15 protein-coding genes are annotated in these 20114 nt (G+C 51.8%); 8 read left to right on the top strand and 7 right to left on the bottom strand.

The annotated features are described in order from the left end of the window. The first annotated feature begins 73 nt into the window (after positions 1–73). Positions 74–3181 (top strand): TonB-dependent receptor domain-containing protein, encoded by a 3108-nt coding sequence (locus K0H79_RS10480; protein WP_258405371.1) that lies wholly within the window; start codon positions 74–76, stop codon positions 3179–3181. Between the two features lie 102 nt (positions 3182–3283). After that, positions 3284–5194 carry a S9 family peptidase gene (locus K0H79_RS10475; RefSeq protein ID WP_220075753.1) on the top strand — a complete coding sequence of 637 codons (1911 nt, stop codon included), beginning with the start codon at positions 3284–3286 and terminating at the stop codon, positions 5192–5194. A gap of 94 nt (positions 5195–5288) precedes the next feature. Here the strand turns inward: K0H79_RS10475 and K0H79_RS10470 are convergent, their stop codons facing one another. Then, entirely contained in the window at positions 5289–6254 is a 966-nt protein-coding gene (locus tag K0H79_RS10470; RefSeq protein ID WP_220075752.1) for an aminoglycoside phosphotransferase family protein, read from the bottom strand. Between the two features lie 60 nt (positions 6255–6314). Between K0H79_RS10470 and K0H79_RS10465 the strand changes: the two genes are divergently transcribed. From K0H79_RS10465 to K0H79_RS10450, 4 genes are all read left to right on the top strand, one after another. Then, positions 6315–6545 carry a DUF3389 family protein gene (locus K0H79_RS10465; RefSeq protein ID WP_220075750.1) on the top strand — a complete coding sequence of 77 codons (231 nt, stop codon included), beginning with the start codon at positions 6315–6317 and terminating at the stop codon, positions 6543–6545. Positions 6546–6548: 3 nt separating this feature from the next. Continuing rightward, a complete protein-coding gene (locus K0H79_RS10460) occupies positions 6549–7229 on the top strand; it encodes an alpha/beta hydrolase (protein WP_220075749.1) in 681 nt (226 codons plus the stop codon). Positions 7230–7588: 359 nt separating this feature from the next. Next, positions 7589–9304 carry a bifunctional UDP-sugar hydrolase/5'-nucleotidase UshA gene (gene ushA, locus K0H79_RS10455; protein WP_220064782.1) on the top strand — a complete coding sequence of 572 codons (1716 nt, stop codon included), beginning with the start codon at positions 7589–7591 and terminating at the stop codon, positions 9302–9304. 200 nt (positions 9305–9504) lie between these two features. After that, on the top strand, positions 9505–9948 hold the full coding sequence (locus K0H79_RS10450; protein WP_220064781.1) for an Hsp20 family protein: 444 nt from the start codon (positions 9505–9507) through the stop codon (positions 9946–9948). Between the two features lie 106 nt (positions 9949–10054). Here the strand turns inward: K0H79_RS10450 and ilvN are convergent, their stop codons facing one another. From ilvN to K0H79_RS10430, 4 genes are all read right to left on the bottom strand, one after another. Next, entirely contained in the window at positions 10055–10549 is a 495-nt protein-coding gene (gene ilvN, locus K0H79_RS10445) for an acetolactate synthase small subunit (RefSeq protein ID WP_220064780.1), read from the bottom strand. Continuing rightward, complete coding sequence (locus K0H79_RS10440; RefSeq protein ID WP_220075748.1) at positions 10549–12270, bottom strand: acetolactate synthase 3 large subunit; 1722 nt, start codon at positions 12268–12270, stop codon at positions 10549–10551. The genes ilvN and K0H79_RS10440 overlap by 1 nt, the downstream gene beginning before the upstream one ends. A 383-nt stretch (positions 12271–12653) precedes the next feature. After that, the gene (locus tag K0H79_RS10435; RefSeq protein WP_220075747.1) at positions 12654–13859 is read right to left on the bottom strand and encodes a multidrug effflux MFS transporter; all 1206 of its coding nucleotides are present in this window, start codon (positions 13857–13859) and stop codon (positions 12654–12656) included. Positions 13860–14044: 185 nt separating this feature from the next. Next, complete coding sequence (locus tag K0H79_RS10430; protein WP_220075746.1) at positions 14045–15388, bottom strand: PLP-dependent aminotransferase family protein; 1344 nt, start codon at positions 15386–15388, stop codon at positions 14045–14047. Positions 15389–15487: 99 nt separating this feature from the next. On the opposite strand from K0H79_RS10430, the gene K0H79_RS10425 reads away from it, so the two are divergent. Together K0H79_RS10425 and K0H79_RS10420 are read left to right on the top strand one after the other, a co-directional pair. Continuing rightward, on the top strand, positions 15488–16096 hold the full coding sequence (locus tag K0H79_RS10425; protein WP_220075744.1) for a LysE family translocator: 609 nt from the start codon (positions 15488–15490) through the stop codon (positions 16094–16096). A 64-nt stretch (positions 16097–16160) separates the two neighbouring features. Beyond that, positions 16161–17939, top strand: a complete 1779-nt coding sequence (locus tag K0H79_RS10420) for a SulP family inorganic anion transporter (protein WP_220075743.1) — start codon at positions 16161–16163, stop codon at positions 17937–17939. Between the two features lie 43 nt (positions 17940–17982). Here the strand turns inward: K0H79_RS10420 and K0H79_RS10415 are convergent, their stop codons facing one another. Beyond that, the gene (locus tag K0H79_RS10415; protein WP_220064774.1) at positions 17983–18180 is read right to left on the bottom strand and encodes a hypothetical protein; all 198 of its coding nucleotides are present in this window, start codon (positions 18178–18180) and stop codon (positions 17983–17985) included. A gap of 421 nt (positions 18181–18601) precedes the next feature. Then, entirely contained in the window at positions 18602–20071 is a 1470-nt protein-coding gene (locus K0H79_RS10410; RefSeq protein ID WP_258405537.1) for an exopolyphosphatase, read from the bottom strand. Positions 20072–20114 lie beyond the last annotated feature (43 nt).

Below are 20114 nucleotides of genomic sequence, written 5' to 3'. Positions count from 1 at the left end.
AGCCGTGCGCACTTCAATCATCTTTGGTGCCGCAGCCGTAGCTTACAATGCTTATGCAGCAGAAGAACCGAAGTTGAACAGTGATGCCGCTGTAGAAGCTTCATTGGAAGAAGAAGAAGTTCAAGAGCGTGTGGTAGTTACAGGCTCTCGTATCCGTAAAGCCGAATTCTCTGAAGCATCACCTATCCAGGTGATCAGCGGTGATATTTCGCGCGAACTGGGTTTGTTTGATGCAGGTCAGATGCTGCAGACAACTAACCAGGCGTCAGGTCTGCAAATTGACAATACCTTTGGTGGTTATGTACTGGACAACGGTCCTGGTGCGGCAACCATTGGTTTCCGTGGCTTGGGTGCTGAGCGTACTCTGGTACTGATCAATGGCCGTCGTATGGCGCCAGCGGGTGTGGGTGGCGCGCCGACTTCACCTGACTTGAACTTGATCCCTGGTGTTATGATCCAGCGTGTAGAAAACCTGTTTGATGGTGCCTCTACCGTATATGGTTCTGACGCGGTTGCCGGTGTTGCCAACGTAATTCTGAAGAAAGACGTTGAGGGTTTCGAGTTTAATGCAGCCTACTCTCAGCCAAAAGGCCAAGGTGGTGAAGAAACTCAACTCGCAGGTATGTGGGGTACAACCATGGATAATGGTTTTATCTCCGTAGGTGTTGAGTACAACAAGCAAGAATCACAGTCATTTGGTGGTAACGATTTTACCAAGGGTTGTGAAGAGCGTTTCTTCTACACCGAAGATGGCCAAGTAATCAACCGTTACAGTGGCATTGGTCCAACACAAAATGGCGAAGATACCTGTAACATTTTCCCATTGACCAACCGTATTACCACTGAGTATTTCTGGGGTAGCTTGTACTTCACTCCAGGGTATACCAACACTGGTATCCCGAATTTCAGCGAAACCAACATCCCAACTCGCTACATCGGTTTGCTCCCTTCTTGGATTGCAGCTGACTCCAACGGCGACGGTATTAACGATGTAGGTATCGTCGATGGCAACGGTGATGGATTCATGGATTTGGATCTTCAGGATCCAATGTACGCCTACCAGCAATCTGAATACTATAAGAGCGGCGACTATAAGAGCGGTCAGGAACGTGTATCTGCCATGGTTAACGGCGAGTACAATTTCCAAGACAGTTCTGACTCTACTTTCTACTACGAAGGTCTGTACGCAAAGCGTGAGACTGACGTATTCAGCCCTGGCGCCCAAATCTTTGAATGGGTACCAGCCTCTAACCCATTCAACCCATGTGGCGTGAATGGTATCGACTGTTTGGCAATGCTGGGTGCTCCAGTTGGTGCACAGGCTGTACGTCCAATCATCAATATCCGCGGTGATCGCGATTTGGCTAAAGTTGAAGTCGAACAGTTCCGCTTAGTTGCCGGTGTAACTGGTAACTTGCCTGTATTCGAAGCCATTGGTTTGGACAACTGGTATTACGACTTCTTCGTATCTCACAGTGGTTCAAAAGGTACTGATGAGCGTCGGGGCGTGAGCAAAGAGCGCTTGCTGAACTCTCTGAACACCTCTGTAATGGATGCGAACGGCAATGTTACCTGTGGTAACGGCTCAGATGGTTGTGTACCTGTAAACCTGTTTGCCGAAAATATCTTCCAGGCTGGCGGTGGTACTCTGACGGCCGCAGAAGCTGACTACCTGATCATCGATCGCAATATCGAAACTAAAGTTGACCAGACCGTAATCAGTGGCTTTGTTGGTGGCGATCTCTTTAATCTGCCATGGAACAACGAGCCGGTAAGCACTGTATTCGGTATGGAATGGCGTGAAGATTCCATCGAATCCAACCCAGATAGAGCGACTTCCGAAGGCCTGTTGTGGGGTTACTTTGCCGATAAAGGTGCCGATGGTTCTCGCCGTCTGCAAGAAGCCTTTGCCGAATTTGAATTCCCATTGGTGCGTGGCATGCCAGGGGTTGAAGAGCTGACCTTCACTGCTTCTGGACGTATCTCTGATGAGAGTTTCTATGATGCAGCGACCACATACAGCCTGAAAGCGGTATACCGTCCTGTCGAGTGGGTAACCCTTCGTGGTACTCAGGGCACCTCTTACCGTGCTCCTAACCTGCGTGAGCGTTTCCTGAACGGTACCAGCGGTTTTAACACCATCAGCGATCCTTGCGTAGTGCCAGTGGATGCCCGTATCACCGATCCTTTGAACCCGAATGCACCAATCTCTTACGATCCAACGCAAGACGATCGTGACGCTGGTGTGTTGCAAGCCTGTCGAAACGCTGGCTTGGATCCAACCTCTCTGGGTCTGGGTGCCAATGGAACTGATGTCTTTACCTCTCAGTACAGCGTTGAAATTGAAAAAGGCGGTACCACTGAGCTGGTTGAAGAAACTTCAACTGCAAAAACTTATGGTTTGGTTGTTGAACAGCCGTTCTCTGACGACTTCAATCTGACACTGTCTGCCACTCGATTTGATATCGAAGTGACCAACAGTATTGCTGACCCATCTGCCTCTTACAGTATCGGTCAGTGTTACTCTGCTGAAGGTAACGAGGCTTTCTGTAGCCGTCTGAACCGTGACGCAAATGGTCAGATCGATTTGGTTGATGCCAGCTTCATCAACATTGGTTTGTTGACCTCAAAAGGTTGGGATTACAACCTGTTCTATAGCCAAGAGTTTGTGGTTATGGAAAACAGCTTCGACCTGTCTCTGGATATTCAGGCCACGCAAATGACTGAATCTCTGTACGATGTATTGGGTACAGTGGATGACAATTTGGGTGAGCCGGATGTGCCTGAGTGGCGCGCCAGTGCACTGCTGCGCTTGGAATACCAAGACTTCAGCTTTAACTGGCAAACTCGTTTCATCGGTTCTGGTGTAGAAGACTACGATCCAGAGACAGATGGTGACAAGTTTGTTGAAGACACTGTAGCCTGTACCGGTATGACCAACGCTGATGGTAGCCCATTGCTGTGTCGTCCTGTTGACTACACAGAAGACTACTGGGTTCACAACTTGTCTCTGGCATACACCATGGACAACTACGAGTTCAGTGTAGGTGTACGCAACGTGTTCAACGATGCACCACCGAAAGTTGACCCAGACGGCTCGTTCTCCAACACCAACATCCCTCTGGGTGTAGGTTATGCTCAGCCACGCACCGTGTTTGTTAACTTTGGTGCTAAGTTCTGATAGATGTTCAACAAACGCTGAACATGATTATGAGTAAAAGATGAAAAATGGCCCTGCGGGGCCATTTTTTTCGAAAGGAATTACAGAATTAAGGACGGTTAAATGAAGAAGTTTCTGTTAAGCCTTACCGCAGTTACCTGCATGGCGTCACAGCCTCTCTATGCGGAGCCGGTGACCGCACAGTCGCAAGCCGTGAGTACCATTGAAGCCTTTTCTACAGCGCCTCTTATTCGCAGTGTTGCTGTTTCCAACGACGGAACCAAAGTAGCCATTATCCGGGCAACGTCGAAGGAAGGTGACTATGTGATTGAAATCCGTGACACGAGCAAACTCGATGCCCAACCGATCGTGTTGGGAGCAAATCGTATGATGGTTTCGGGTGTCGTGTGGCTTAACAATGACAAGATTGGCGTAATGTTCCGCCAGATCTTGAAAGATGGCGCCAGAAGGTATTGGGTAAACCGATTTGCAATTACTGATGCAGATGGGAAAGGAGATTGGTTAATTCCGTTTCAAAACAATCCCCGCGCTGGTTTTTCTATCCTGAATACCTTGCCTGACAACAAGGATGAAATCCTGGTTGAAACCGACCTGAACAACAACTACAAGCCGGATGTTGTCCGTTTTAACGTAAATAATGGTCGCACAGTCTCGGTTCTCCGAGGCAGTGATAAAATTTCCGGCGGTTATATATCAGATGCAGATGGTGATGTGCGCGCTGCAACAGGTTGGAATTTGTCAGATAATGCTATCGACCTTTATGCCAGGGCGAAGGGCGATAGTGACTGGAAGCTGGTGAAACAGATTTCACCAAAATCCAGAGAAAGTTACAGCTTCATCGGCTTTTCAAAGGAAAATCCCGATGAAATTTATGTCAATGCCAACCAAGGGCAGGACAAGACCGGGATCTACCTTTACAACATTAAAACGGGTCAGTATTCAGAACGCCTTTTTGGTTTGGAAAACGTTGATGCTGATGGCGTGATCCAGAAAAAGGACGGTAGCTTGGTGGGTTTCGGCTATTCAGCAAAATGGCCTCAGCGCTATCTTACCGATGCCAACGAACAAGCAATCTATGATGGATTGGATAAACTGTTTGAAGGCAAGTTTGTTTCCATTATTAGTCGTTCTAATGACGACTCAGTCATGGTGGTCAATGCGTCGTCGGACAAGGATCCTGGGACTTATTATCTTGTTTTAAACAAGAGTAAAATAGAAACCATCGGCAGTAAGTTACCCTTTATCGACCAAGAAAAACTCGGCAGTGTCAAATACATCTCTTACAAGGCACGTGATGGCCGTAAAATTTACGCATATGTCACTCTTCCAAAAGGAAAAGGTCCGTTTCCTGCGGTAGTATTGCCACATGGCGGCCCCTGGGTTCGTGATACCATCGTATTTGATGACTGGGCACAGTTACTGGCTTCCAATGGTTATGTGGTTATCCAGCCCAACTATCGTGGTTCAACCGGGTATGGTATTGAGCATTGGACTGCGGGTGATAACAATTGGGGTCTGAAAATGCAGGATGACCTCGACGATGCAGCCATGTACTTGGTAGAGAAAGGACTGGCCACCAAGGATAAATTGGCCATGTTTGGTTGGAGTTATGGTGGTTACGCCGCATTCGCTGCGTCTATGCGCGATAATAACATCTACCAGTGTACTGTTGCCGGAGCCGGTGTCAGCGACTTAAGTAAAATCAATGCGACCTTGAACGAAAATCGGTTCTTAAGCCGTTTGCAGCGTCCTACTATTACCGGTGTGTCACCCCTTTCACAGGTTGAGAAAGTCAATGTGCCGATACTTGTGGTGCACGGCGACATCGATGGGCGTGTGCCTGTTGCCCACAGCCGTGAGTTTGTAGAAAAACTCAAGGATTTGAAAAAGGATCATAAATACATAGAACTCGTGGAAGCAGACCACTTTTCAGATACCTTATTTTATGAACACAAAATGGCGTTTTACTCAGAACTTATTGATTGGCTTGATAATAAGTGTGGACTAAAGTAATACTAACATTACTGATAAAAGCCCGGCCAATGCCGGGCTTTTTACCGGAATAGCATTACACATTGTGGTCAGACACAATCGCACAGTTTGGTTGTTAAGTTTTGAAATGTTCGTTTAAATAAGCCAGGCTGCCGGTTATCCCATCTTCAAAACCGAACCGCTTGCCATACCAAACCACGAAGGCCGCTTTTCTCAAGGCATGAAACTTGATGCGGGCAGTGAGTGTCTGTGGCTGCAGCGATTGCCAATGGTCTTCCCCTGAGACTTCCCGGTAGGTTGCAAGCAAGTCGTGCATAAACTCACTGGGACTGCGACGCCATAACGGGGCAAAGTCTATGGCAGCATCCCCCTGGCACACATCCGAAAAATCAAGCACACCACTGAGCCGGTAATCGCGGCCGAGCAGGATATTGGCCGGGCCGAAATCACCGTGGCAAAGCCTTGATGACACTTCAGCTTGTGTGGCAATCGTCTCTGACATCTTTATAAAGTAGGTTTGGGTGTTTCTGTAACTATCCGCACCCATCAAAGGGCGCAGCGCAGGTAGCACACTTCCAACAAAGTCCTCATCGCCATAGGGAAATGCCACGAGCTGCGGATGTGCCAATTCTGTAGCATGAAGTTTGGCAAGCAAGGTGCCGATAGCGGCGGCGAGTGACGTGCATGTATTGGTGCTCATTGTCCTCAATCCCGGGCTTTGCCAATCAAGAGGGCTTCCCGCCAGCTTGGGGTAGAGCATACAAACCGCGATGTGCCCGGGGGCTAAGTGCACTTTGGGGATGATAGATGCCGCCAGGCTGTTTGGCTGGTCACAGTCACAGTCACAGTCACGGTCAATGGCAAGGCTTAAGGTATCCAGCAGTTGTTTTTCCAGCGCATAGCGGTTGGTGAGAGTGTGTCCCTCGGTATCTGTGAGGTGCTTTGGGACCCTCGCCATCCAGCTACCATTGATTTCAAACACCAGGTTAGTCCAACCCTGATTATTGATCTCCACCGCCAGGACGGGTTCACCAATTGTCTCTTCTATCCAGTCTGTTAAGGTGTCAGAAAGCTGATACAATTCAGGCCCCTTAAGGTTATTAGCGCAATTACGATTGTCGGACAGGCTCATGGAGGCCAGATGGTCATTAGCCATTCACAGGGTAAACTCATCCTTGCCCATTCAGAGCTTCTGTGCAGGCTTAACGGCGGCGTGCAACTCAGGGCGTTGGTGGATGATATTCGTTTATTGGCCGATGCCAAACTATTGATTGCTGATGCCGGTGCCGTCAGTTGGTCATTATCGCTGGACAATGATGAGCAGCTGGAGGCCATCGCCGCCTTTTATGGACTGGAAAAGGATAAGAGATAACAGATGAACACAGAACAAACGACCTTGGATGCCATAGTAGTAGAACCCGCAGTACCTGCCCGTTATGCGGTAATTTGGCTCCACGGCCTGGGGGATTCCGGTGCGGGATTTGCCCCCATAGTGCCTGCGCTTTCACTGCCAAAGGATGCCGGGATCCGCTTTATATTTCCCCATGCTCCCGAACAGCCTGTGACCATCAACGGCGGTTATATCATGCGCGCCTGGTATGACATCAAAAGCATGGATTTGCATGACAGGGCCGACCTAGCAGGTGTGCTTGAGTCAGAACGCAAGATAATGGCGCTGATTGAGGCGCAAATGGCAGCGGGGATCCCAAGCGAACGTATCCTGTTGGCGGGATTCAGCCAGGGTGGGGTAATGAGTCTTTTCTGTGGTTTGAGGTTTCATCAGCCCCTTGCCGGCGTGATGGCACTATCATGCTACCTGCCCGGTGCCGATACCTTGCCCCAGGACTGCCATCCTGCCAATGCTTCAACCCCCATTTTGCAACACCATGGCGAGCAGGATGAGGTGGTGCCACTCTTTGCAGGCCAAATGGCCCAAAAGGCACTCCTTGATGCGGGTTATGAGGTTGAATGGCAAAGCTTCAACATGGGCCACAGCGTATTACCTGCACAGTTGATGGAGATCCGACGCTGGTTATTGGCAAGACTGGTTAATTAGTGTGCATTTGGAGTGACACTTATATGAAGGCGCACCTCAGGGTGCGTTTTTTATTTGAAACAGTCCTCAGTGTTCATTCGATAGTGCCATAACAAGCGTCCTTCATGGTCTGTGTGTAAGTTTTTTGTGGTGTTTTTGTTAGCGTACGGCATTCATGTTTGGGGTGGGTTTTTGCCTGTTCTTTCAGCTGAACAAAGGCTTGGTAAAAATGCTGTGAAAACCTACATTTAGCTCACGAAAATTCATATTTCTGCCACAATTCCCCGTCAGAATTGCTATTATGTTGCGCGACTAAAGGCCGAAGTGCCTGGTCGGCATTTGATGATGGTTAAAATAAATAAAATCATGGGGTTGATAATATGTCACATAAACTGATGAAAGGATTGCTTGCCACTGCGGTACTGGCTGCTCTCACCGGCTGTATGGATGCCGATCCGAAAGAGCCGGTTGTACCAACGACCTGTGCTGAAGCCGGTGATGCCTGTAAGACCTTCACTGTGCTGCATACCAACGACAACCACGGTCGTTTCTGGGAAAACAAAGACGGTGAGTACGGCATGGCTGCCCGTAAGGCGCTGATTGACCAGATCCGCGGTGAAGTGGAAGGCAATGGCGGCGAAGTGCTGCTGCTTTCCGGTGGTGACATTAATACCGGTGTACCCGAGTCCGATCTGCAGGACGCAGTCCCTGATTTTATCGGTATGACCAAAATTGGTTACGATGCCATGGCTGTGGGTAACCACGAGTTTGATAACCCGCTGAATATTCTGGATATGCAGCGCCAGCTGGCTGACTTCCCATTCCTGTCTGCCAACATCTACAAGGCGGATGGTACCCGCTACTTCGATGCTTACAAGGTGTTTGAAGTGAACGGTGTGCGTATCGCGGTTGTGGGTCTGACCACCGAAGATACTGCCAAGATTGGTAACCCTGAATTTATCAGCGAGCTGACCTTTACCGATCCAAAAGAAGAAGTTGCCAAAGTTATCAAGGAAATCAAAGACGGCGATATGGCCGATGTGATTTTCGCCGTAACTCACATGGGTCACTATGCCGATGCACAAAACGGCAGCAACGCCCCTGGCGATGTGGCCATGGCCCGCAGCCTGAATAAGGGCGAGCTGCAGCTGGTGATTGGCGGCCACTCTCAAAACCCAGTGTGTATGGAGCCAGGCACCAATAACTACGCCGACTTCCAACCCGGTGATGAGTGTACCCCTGATCAGCAAAACGGTACCTGGATCATGCAGGCTCACGAGTGGGGCAAGTATGTTGGCCGTGCTGACTTCGAATATTTCAATGGTGAATTGCACCTGGCTGGCTACAAGCTGATCCCGGTTAACCTGAAGAAAACCGTAGAAGATGAGTCAGGCAATAAGAGCAAGGTACTGGTAGGTGATGCCATTACCCCGGATGCCGAACTGAAAGAACTGCTGCAGTACTATCAGGATAAAGGACAGGCTTCTCTGGACGAAGTGATTGCCAACACAGACGATAAACTGGAAGGTGATCGCACCATGGTGCGTGGTCAGCAAACCAACCTGGGCCGTCTGCTTGCCATGGCTCAGTCTGTTAAAGTGAACGCCGATGTGGGTGTAATGAACTCAGGCGGTGTGCGTGCCTCCATCGCAGCCGGTGATATCTCTTACCGTGACGTACTGACAGTGCAGCCATTTGGCAACATGGTGACGCTAAGCACCATGACAGGTGCCGAGTTGACTGAATACCTGGGCGCCGTTGCCTCTATGCAGCGTGGTTCAGGTGCATACGCTCAAATCACAGGTGTGAAAATGACCGTGGATTGTACTGCCAAAACCGTTGCCATCAGTGATGTAAACGGTAAAGGGTACGATGCCGGTGCCTCTTACACCTTTACTGTTCCAAGCTTCAACGCCGCCGGCGGTGATGGCTACCCAGTGCTGGCCCCAGTGCAAACTGGTTATGTAGATGCCGACGTGCTGTACGACTTCTTCAAGCAGAAGGGCAGCATCAAGGCCGCCGATTACAACCCTATGGGTGAAATCGTTTACGAAAACTCCAACAGCCCACTGGGTTGTGAAGTCACTGCCCAGTAATCCTCGGGTAGTTTCGTGAATAAAAAGCCGGCTTAGCCGGCTTTTTACTTTTCTGGCCTTGATTTCTGAATCTCCAAACCCCAAATAAGTTTCAGAGCCGCTCGATGAGGGCTCGGGTATCGCCTTCGGGGATACCTTATTTCTCAGGGTGCGACCTGGTCGGCCCGCTTACTATATTGCTTATGATGAGGATATACAGAATGCGTAATTACGATTTGACCCCACTTTACCGCAGTGCCATTGGTTTTGACCGCCTTGCCCAATTGGCCGAACATGCTGCCGCCAACAATGGCAACAACGGTTATCCCCCTTACAATATCGAACTGCTCGGTGAAAACCGTTATCGCATCACCATGGCCGTAGCAGGTTTCTCGATGGAGGAGCTTGAGATCAGCAGCGAAGGCGACAAGCTGGTCGTCAAAGGCAACAAGCAAGATAAGGCCGCTGAGCGCAAATATCTGTACCAGGGCATCGCCGAGCGCGGCTTTGAGCGCACCTTCCAGCTCGCAGATTATGTGACAGTAACCGGCGCCTATCTTGAACATGGCCTGCTGAATATCGACCTGGTGCGGGAAATCCCCGAAGCGCTGAAACCACGCAAGATTGAAATCGGGTCGCGCCCCGTGCTGGAAAATGTCGAATAAGCCCTGATAAGGCAATCAGCGCTATTTGCGTGCTGAGTTACCTCAATAAATACAAAACGCCAGTCTGAGACTGGCGTTTTACGTTTTGCGCATGGCGTTGCTGGTGTTATGCCCGCATGGACTTATCACCGCGGGACAGGCCCACCACACCGGAGCGTGATACTTCCACCACCTTGGTGACTTCCGCCAGTGCATTGATAAAGGCGTCCAGCTTCTCTGTGGTACCGGCAAGTTGGATGGTGTAGTGGCTGGAGGTGACGTCGACGATTTGGCCACGGAAGATATCGGCGCTGCGTTTGATTTCTTCACGCACTTCCGCTTGGGCCTTTACCTTCACCAATGCCAGCTCACGCTCAATATGGGCCGATTCAGTGATGTTGGAGACTTTGAGCACGTCAATCAGCTTGTGCAGCTGCTTCTCGATTTGCTCGAGCACCATTTCATCCGCCGCAACGGTAATATTCATCCGCGACAGGGTGGCATCGTCTGTTGGTGCCACCGTCAGACACTCGATGTTATAGCCACGCTGGGAAAACAGGCCAACGACACGGGAAAGGGCACCGGGTTGGTTTTCCAAAAGTACAGATATAATTCGGCGCATCAGCTTCTCTCCGTTTTGCTCAGCCACATGTCATTCATCGCGCCCCCGCGAATTTGCATGGGGTAAACGTGCTCAGTTTCATCGACATTAATGTCTACAAACACCAGTCTGTCGGTCATCGACAGGGCTTCGGCGAGCTTGGGCTCCAGCTCCTCCGGGCGGCTGATGGTAATGCCAACATGGCCATAGGCCTCGGCAATCTTGGCAAAGTCCGGTACTGAGTCCATGTAGGAGTGGGAGTGGCGACCTGAATAAATCATGTCCTGCCACTGCTTTACCATACCCAGGAAACGGTTGTTAAGGTTGATGATTTTTACCGGCACATCGTATTGCAGCGCGGTAGAAAGCTCCTGAATATTCATCTGAATGGAGCCATCGCCGGTGACACATACCACGGTTTCATCGGGCATGGCCATCTTCACCCCCATGGCGGCGGGCAAACCGAAGCCCATGGTGCCGAGGCCCCCTGAGTTTATCCAGCGTCTTGGCTTATCAAAGGGGTAGTACAGGGCCGCAAACATCTGATGCTGACCCACATCGGAACTCACATAGGCATCGCCCTTGGTGAGGCGATAGAGGGTTTCTATTACTTGCTGTGGTTTGATTTTCTCGCTGTTGGTCTCGTATGCCAGACACTTGCGGGCACGCCACTGATTGATGTCATTCCACCAGCAGTCGATGGCGCCTTCATCGTTTCGCATTGCGGCGTCGCCGTCCAGCAGCGACAGCATCTCATCCAGTACCTTGTCGGCACTGCCTACGATGGGGATATGGGCCTGTACCGTTTTGGAGATGGATGAAGGGTCGATATCGATATGCAGCACTGTGGCGTTGGGGCAGTATTTCTGCACGTTATTGGTGGTGCGGTCATCAAAACGCACCCCAATACCAAAAATCAGATCGCTGTTATGCATGGTCATGTTGGCTTCATAGGTGCCGTGCATACCCAGCATACCTATGTTGTTGGGGTGGGTGCCGGGAAAAGCGCCAAGGCCCATCAGGGTGTTGACCACAGGAATATTCAGCCGCTCCGACAGTGCCAGAATTTGTTTGTCGCAGCTCGAAATAATAGCGCCGCCGCCTACATAAAGTACCGGCTTTTTGGCATTGAGGAGGGCCTGCAAACCCCGGCGGATTTGGCCTTTATGACCTGTCACCGTGGGGTTGTAAGAGCGCATTTTCACCTCTGAGGGGTACTCATAGTCGAACTTGAGCGCCGGGTTCAGGGTGTCCTTGGGCAAGTCCACAACCACGGGGCCGGGGCGGCCGGTCGCGGCAATGTAAAAGGCTTTCTTAATGGTTTCGGGTATTTCGGTGGGGTCTTTTACCAGAAACGAGTGCTTCACTATGGGTCTTGAGATGCCAATCATGTCGCATTCCTGAAAGGCGTCGTTGCCAATCAGGCTCGATGGTACCTGACCGGACAGGATAACCAGCGGGACCGAGTCCATATACGCGGTGGCAATGCCTGTGATGGCGTTGGTGGCGCCGGGGCCTGAGGTTACCAGTACCACGCCCACATCACCCGTGGCACGGGCATAGCCGTCGGCCATGTGTACGGCGGCCTGTTCATGGCGAACCAGAATGTGCTCTATATTTGAACTTTCATGGAGGGCATCGTAGATATCCAGCACAGAACCACCTGGATAACCGAAAATGTGTTTTACGCCTTCATCGATAAGGGATCGAACAATCATGCTGGCGCCGGAAAGCTTTTCCATTCGTGCATCCTCAAAAAGATACCGTTACGGTAAACAGTACTTGTTACAGCGACGGTAATCGCTCTAAAACCAAGCTCCTGGGGTACCAGAAACTCGCTCAATTGCCCGTATTCCGGTAAGAAACGCTCACTTGGGTGAAGCGAGCCGGGCAACTGTCACAGATGGACAGGCATTCATCTTTCAAAAAAGATTGGTTAAATTCAAGCCTGAATTCAAAAAAAACAACGAACTTAAAGAAAATTCAACATCAGCGGGGAAGAGAGACGGGCGTCAGTGCCCGGGAATAAGTCAGGGTGTTTCAGCTAAATCTTTGAAATTTTTTATAAATGCTTCACTTTCAGGCCGGTTTTGCTGCATATGGCCTGAAAGCAAGCAATTGCAGATTATTCAATCGAGGCGCGTCTGGCGAGGTGCTGACACACACCGGCCAGCAGTACCGAAAACAGCATCAGTGCAGAAAACGGCAGGGCCGTGCCTGTGTAAAATGCCGCCAGGAGAGGCCCGGCCAACGCACCAATCCCGAATCTGAGGGTACCTATCACGGCGGTGGCCGTGCCTGTTTCCCGCTGAAACTTGAGCAGCACAATGGCGTCAGCATTTACTGACATAATGCCGAGGCAAGCCATCAAGGGTATCAGGGTCAGCAAAGTGCCATACAGCCCCAGTTCGATGGTGTTGGCGGCGCACAGCAGCAGGGCAAAGACCAGACCGCACAGGGTCGAGGCCCTTAGCAGCCTCAGCGAGCCAAAACGGCCCACTATTCGCGAGTTGAGAATATTGGCGAGCATCAGGGCGCCCACGTTTGACGCAAACACCATGGCAAAATGCTGGCTGTCCAGCCCGTAAACCTCCATAAATACAAAGGGAGAGGCGGTGAGGTAACAGAAAAACGCGAAGGAGGTGAGTACGCCGCTGGCGATAAAGCCCTTCACGCCGGCGCGGGTCAGTACGGTGCGATAGGCTTGAATAAAGCCGGGCCTTTGATGTTTCTCTGTTTTTATTTCCGGAATGTGCAAGCCAAAGTACACCAGCGTCAGCGCCAGCAGCGCATAACCCGAGAGGACATAGAAAATCATCTCCCAGTGGCTGAAGCCCAGAATAAAACTGCCGATACTCGGCGCAATCAGGGGCGCCAGCATCATGATTAGGCTCACGTAGGACATGCCCTTGGCTGTATTGTCCCCATAGAGAATTTTTACATAGCCGGGTACCACCACTGTGGCGGCGGAGCCAATCATGGCCTGCAAAAAACGCAGCCCGAAAAAGGCTTCAGGGGTGCTGACATGGGACAAGAGCAAGCTGCAAATTCCAAAGCCTGTAAGCCCAAACAGCACCAGCGGACGGCGGCCGTATCTGTCGGCCAGGGGACCAAACAGCAACAAGCCGCAGGCGTAACCGGCGAGGTACACACTGAGACTCTGCTGTACATGGGTCACATCCGAGCCCAGACTCAGCGCAATAGCGGACATCGCTGGCAAATACATATCAATGGCCAGCGGCGTAATGGCCACAATGGCGGCCAGCAAGGGAATTAAAAAGGCCCTGTTGAGCCCTGATGTGCGTGCTTGCGCTTCTGTCGGTGAACCCACTGTTACCTCTCGTGGTGAAAATGAATAGTCAGGCGATAAATCTATGGGCTGCGACTCCCCAGCCGCGGCGAATCTCCCATCCTAGGTGACTGTGCCGGCAACTGCCAGCACCGCCTTGAGAGACAATTGAAAGCAATTGTTGCCCTCCAATTGCTTTGTCTGCAGGCATTGCAGGGGGCGTGAATTTAAACCACAGCAATGCCCTGATTGAGGACTTCAGTCAGGGTGCTTTGGATCCTGTCGAATACCTCGTCTTCTTCGCCCCGTGGAATACGACCCAGGCTGAATCGAATGCCGTTTGCCGGGCCACCAAAGTCCGCAAGACTGCGGGCGAGTATGCCTTTTGAGGCGAGCGCCGCAATTACATTGCTGGCCCTGAAACCTTCTGGCAGGGTCAGGCGCCCGTTAAGTCCCCGACTTTTGGCTTCAAGCTCGAGGGATTCTGCCATGGTCAAAAATCGCCGTTGCAACGAGGCTATCCAGGCGTCTCTGTGTTGGTGGATGCCCCCAGAGCGGATAAGTTCACAGCCAATTTCAATCAGCAGCGGCGACACCATCCAGCAGTGGGCATGTATGATGCGATTGACCCTGGGCTGCAATCTTGCAGGCAGCAACATAAAGCCAAAGCGAATGCCTCCGGCAAACCGCTTCGACAGACTGCTTAAATACACCACAGATTGCGCATCCGCGGCCAGTTGCCAAATGGGAGCACTCCACTCCTCTGACGTGCAGTAATTCACATCATCTTCAATAATGACGATGTCGTGGGCTCTGGCCAGAGCCAGAATACGTTGCCGCTGCGCCTCACTGAAGCCTATGCAGCCAGGATTCTGGCTGTTGGGGGTCAGGTAAATGACCTTGGGCCTGTGTTTGTCGATGCAGGCGGCCAGTTCGTCCAGATTAATACCATCGTCCACCAATGGCACGCCGCACAGATTCAGGCCCAGGGCTTCGGCAGCGCGATTCAGCCCCGGGTAACACCAGGCCTCATGCAATACCCAGTCGCCGGGTTCACACAGGGCGGCGAGTGCGGCATACAGCCCCTGCTGCGCCCCCTGGGTAAAAACCAGTTTACCCCCAAAATCATCGACGCCGGTCCGGGTTAAAAACGTCAGAACTGTTTCTTGCTGCGCCTCCAGATTTGCCGTGTGGTAATCCAGCAGGCCAGCCAAACGAACCGGATCGCGTCCCATGCGGCTCATCACTTCTCCGAGGATTGCGGCTTGATCGGTTACTGCCTGCTGGCAAGTTGCCAAATCGAGGGGGCCTGTGCTTTTCGGCTCCCCCATGCGCACATAGGTGCCATCGCCTACACGCGCTTCCACCCAGCCACGATAGATGGCTTTGGTGTAAGCACGGGTGACAGTGCCCAGGGTGACACCCAGTGCATCGGCGAGTCGGCGCTGGGGTGGCAGTTTGGAACCGGGCGCCAGCTCTCCCCGGGTAATCGCATCGCCTATGGCATTCGCCAGCTGTTCATACTTACTGCCACTGAAGTCTTCCAGCTTGGGCGTCCAAATTGTACGCATGACAATATTCCGATTGATCTGTTTTATGGGCTCTATAGTATGGCAATAATTGTTCGGAATCATCCTTTTATTGTATCCATACAATTTGGAGTTTACTGCATGGAAATGACCCTGACGGCATTGACCCTTTCTGCCGCTGTATTTTGCGCCACTATGACCATGACCCCCGGTCCCAACAACCTGTTGTTGGCCCAGTCCGGGGCGACCTTCGGTATCCGTCAGAGTGTACGCCATATTGTTGGCATAAGGTTGGGCACCACCTCACTGCATCTGGCCATGTTGCTGGGGCTTGGCGCCCTGTTTGAAGGTTTTCCGCTGCTGCATCAGATCCTTAAAACCGTGTCATTGGCGTATCTTTTATGGCTTGCCTTTAAAATTGCCACCGCGCCTACCGGGGGGCAGTCCGCATCCGGGCGTAACCGGCCCATGGGGCTTATGGAGGCGGCAATGTTCCAATGGATAAATCCCAAGAGTTGGCTCGCGGTGATGACCCTGTGCAGTGCCTTTACCCTCGCAGGAGACCAGTACTGGCTCAGTGCGCTGGTGATGGTATTGGTGTTTAACGTGGTTGGATTGCCGGCATCCTTTACCTGGGTGGTGTTGGGGCAAGCCATTGGCCGCTTTTTGCACACACCGGGGCGTCAGCGCACTTTTAACCAGCTGATGGCGCTTGCCTTGTTGCTGACACTGCCAATGATATTGATGTAGTCAATGGATTTATTTTTACTGGCAGGGATAGACAAACTAAGCTAATTCAACGATAAGGCAGGGAATGGATGAATCGAAAGGAGTCTGTGTGTCTCGTTTGTTGTCCCTGATGCCGGGTCTGGCATCATTTAAAGACTACCGAAAAGAATGGTTCAAAGATGATGTGCGAGCGGCATTCTCTGTGAGTGCTGTGGCGCTGCCTGTGGCCATTGCCTATGCACAGCTTACCGGGGTGAACGCCTTGGTGGGCCTGTATTCCTGCGTGCTGCCCATGATGGTTTACGCCCTGTTTGGCACCTCCCGTCAGTTGATAGTGGGACCCGATGCGGCAACCTGTGCCGTGGTGGCCGCTGTGGTGACACCGCTGGCGGCGGGCGACAGTATCAAACACTGGCAGCTGGCCATGACCATGACCGCCATGACGGGATTCTGGTGTCTTATTGCCAGTCGTTTCAAATTGGGGGTGCTGGCCGATTTTCTGTCAAAGCCCATTTTAATGGGGCTGTTAAACGGTGTGGCCATCACCATTATCGTGGGTCAGGCCTCCAAAATTCTCGGCTTCAGTTTTGATGAGCGTTATTTACTTGACCGCATCGCCGCGGCGCCCGGATATCTGGCGCAAATTCACTGGGCCACCCTGGCGATGAGCCTGGGAGCCGTGCTCATTTTCCTTTTGGTCAAACGTTTCAGGCCCAACTGGCCAGCGGCCATGTTGGTGATTGTGGTGTCTACCCTGGTGGCCTGGGCAGCAAACCTGGAGCAGTTTGATGTGGCGCTGGTGGGGGACGTAAGCATCAATATGCCGGCCCTGCAGATGCCTGCCTTTGACATTGGTATCGCCCGTGAGTTGGTTATGCCGGCACTGAACCTCGCCATGGTCAGCTTTGTGAGTATGATGCTCACGGCACGAAGCTTCGCTGCAAAAAATGGCTATGATATTGACCCTGATAAAGAATTCAGGGCCTTGGGTATTGCCAATATCGCCTCGGCGCTATCGCAGGGTTTTGCCGTGAGTGGCGCTGACTCCCGTACTGCGGTGAATGATGCCAGTGGTGGCAAGACGCAATTGGTGTCGCTGATTGCCGCGCTTATCATAGGCGTTATCGCCTGGCTGTTTACCGCGCCACTGGCCTTTATTCCCTCTGCGGCGCTGGGGGTTGTGCTTGTGGTGGCATCCTGGTCACTGCTGGACCTGAAAACTTTGTGGAAACTCAGAAAGCGCGATCAGAGGGCGTTTTTACTGGCTATGACCACCTTTGTGGCCGTGTTGCTGATTGGGGTTATTCCGGGTATTACTCTGGCGGTGTTGCTGGGCCTGTTTCAGTTTTTGCAGGTGGTGATGCGCCCGAGCGACCAATGCCTTGGACTCGATGCCAAAGGCACGCTGCGCAGTCTGGATGGCAGTGATAAAGCCGTGGCCGTGCCCGGGGTATTTATCTACCGTTTCAACTCGCCGCTCACCTACTTTAATGCCAGCTATTTCAAACGGCGTCTGTTGGAGCGTATCGCCGCCGAGCCCGAAACACCGGAATGCGTGATTATCGATGCGGTGCCGTGCTTTACTCACCCAGACATCAGTGTGATGGCCATGTTGTCGGACTTATATGCACTCCTGAAACGCCGACATATCCGGCTGATTTTGGCAGGCCGCAAGCGGCAGTTGCTGTCCTGGTGTGAGGCGCAGGGCATACCCACGGGGGAAGGTGGGCTGCTCATCCGCTCTGACCTCTATCTTGCGCTCAAGATGAATCAGGCTTACAAGCAGGCTTTGGCGGATGGTCAGGCGCCGGTACTCAAGCGACCTGTGGATTTGGACCTGGTGTTGGAACACAGCCATCTGTAACAAAAAAAGCCCCGGATCCCGGGGCTTTTTTTGTACAAGAGAATTAATCTCTGCCAAGCATATCGCAGGGGATAAGCCCTTGATAAAAATAATAACCGGCAGGACCCAATCCAAGACTCAGTGCGCACCAGAGGCATTTTTGCCCCTGACTGATTTTGGCTTCACTGCTCAGAGCCTTGTATCCGAACAGACAATGCAGCACTACCAACAGCAGCAACAGCAACAAGATGGTGATTTCCATATACTCAATACCTTAAAACAATTCCGTTAAGGTGACGCTTCTTGCGTTTTCCCCAAAATAACAGCAGGTTCCGTTTTTTATCGCACTAATTTACCTGACGATGTACGTATTTGCCAATACACAACCCCATCGCAGTGGAACCTTTTGTGCGGCCACCTCCAGGATGCTTACCTGAAGTCTGGCGCGACGATTAAAATTGTAGCGATTTTGGCGGTGAAGTACCAATAACAACAGTAAAAATGCGGGAAAGATCCCCATTCAACTCAGGACTGTGGACGCGCCCAGTCGTGTCTGTTGGGGCTATCACATGTGGTTAAGCGTTTGTCTGGTATGGAAACGCCTGTCGGCAAGTGGCGTGAGGGGTATAAGTCAGTTAGTAACCCGAGTAACCCGGTGCGCCTTTGCGCTGACAGGCGATATGTCAGTCTTCGTCAGCGGGAGAGGGAAGCTCGCTGTCCAGTCTCAGAATAAGGCCAAGCTGCCCCAGATGTTTCTTTTCACGTTTCAAATCTTTAAGCAGCAGGTCGACCCGTGCGCTTTGCTCGGGAATAACCGCCAACTCATTGGTATCCAATACAGCGCAGCTCAGGCGCAGGGAACGGGCTACCCGGCCAAGGTTCACCAGCACCGCCAGACGCAACAAACACAAGAGTTTTACCAGTACTTCGCGGCGGCCGTCGGGCAGGGCATTAATGTTATCGAACTGCGGCTTTTTACACTGGTTGCCAATTAACATCGCCAGATCCTGCTGCAAGTCCTGACTGAAACCGGGGAGGTCGCTGTTGGCGATGATGTAGGCTCCATGCTTGTGGTAAGCACGGGAATTGATGTGAATGCCGATTTCATGCAATGAGGCGGCATAGGACAAGAGTCGGGCAAAGGGGCGGATTTGCCAGCTGTCGGCCACGCTGTCAAAGAGGGCCATGGCGGTGTTACGCACCCGGGCACCGTGTTTGGTGTCCACGTGATAGAGGTTGGCGATGCTCTCTACCGTGCGATGACGTATATCCTGAGATTGGTCGATTTGGGCAAGCTCATAGAGCACACCTTCGCGCAGCGCCGCAGGGGTAGGCTCAAGCTGCTCTATCGCGAGCCGCCTGAAAAAGCTGATAAGAATGGCAAGTCCGGCCGGCACCAAAGTCATGCGCTTTCTATCGATATTGGCAAATTGCAGCGCATCCACGTGGCCAGCCTGGACCAATTTCAGTTTCAGCTCTTTTAATCTGGCCAGGGTGACAGTTTCATCGCCAAAGCTTTCCAGCAGGGCTTCACAGATGGCTTTGACCGAGCCTGAGCTGCCCAGCACCAAGTCCCAGCGGCCATCAAAGTACTCTTTGGAAAGCGATGAGAACTGTTTGTCGGCGGCCGTTTGCGCGGCGCGAAAGGCACTGAGGGAGAGCTGACCATCGGAAAAGAAACGCTCGTTATAGCTCACGCAGCCACAGCGAAGGCTTGAAAGCATCACAGGTTGGTTCTTTTCGCCAATCACTACTTCGGTGGAGCCACCGCCGATATCGATAATCAGATTATGCTTGGCCAGTACCTGACTTTGGGCGATGCCGGAATAGATAAGTCGCGCTTCTTCATGGCCGGAAATCACCTCGATGGGATAAGGGATCACCGTCAGTGCGGCTTTTAAAAATTTGTCACGGTTGCGGGCGACCCTTAAAGTGTGGGTCGCTACCAGCCTTACCTGGGTTTCGCACAAGCCTGAAAACCGCTGGCCGAAATTGCGCAGACACTCAAGGCCACGGCCTATGGCTTCATCGGATAAGTAGCCTTCCGGACTCAGTCCCTGAGCCAGCTGTACCTGCGCTTTTTCTTTATGCAGAATTTGCAAACTGCCGTCTTGTTCACGGGCAATCATCAAATGGAAACTGTTCGAACCCATATCGATAGCAACAAAGTGTCGCTGGTTTGATGATGACAAGCTG

Origin of the sequence: Shewanella sp. FJAT-52076 (genome assembly GCF_019457455.1) — a bacterium.
Classification (GTDB): Bacteria; Pseudomonadota; Gammaproteobacteria; order Enterobacterales; family Shewanellaceae; genus Shewanella; species Shewanella zhangzhouensis.
The sequence above is the reverse complement of the archived record's forward strand: the minus strand, read 5'-3'. Positions and strand labels throughout refer to the sequence as shown.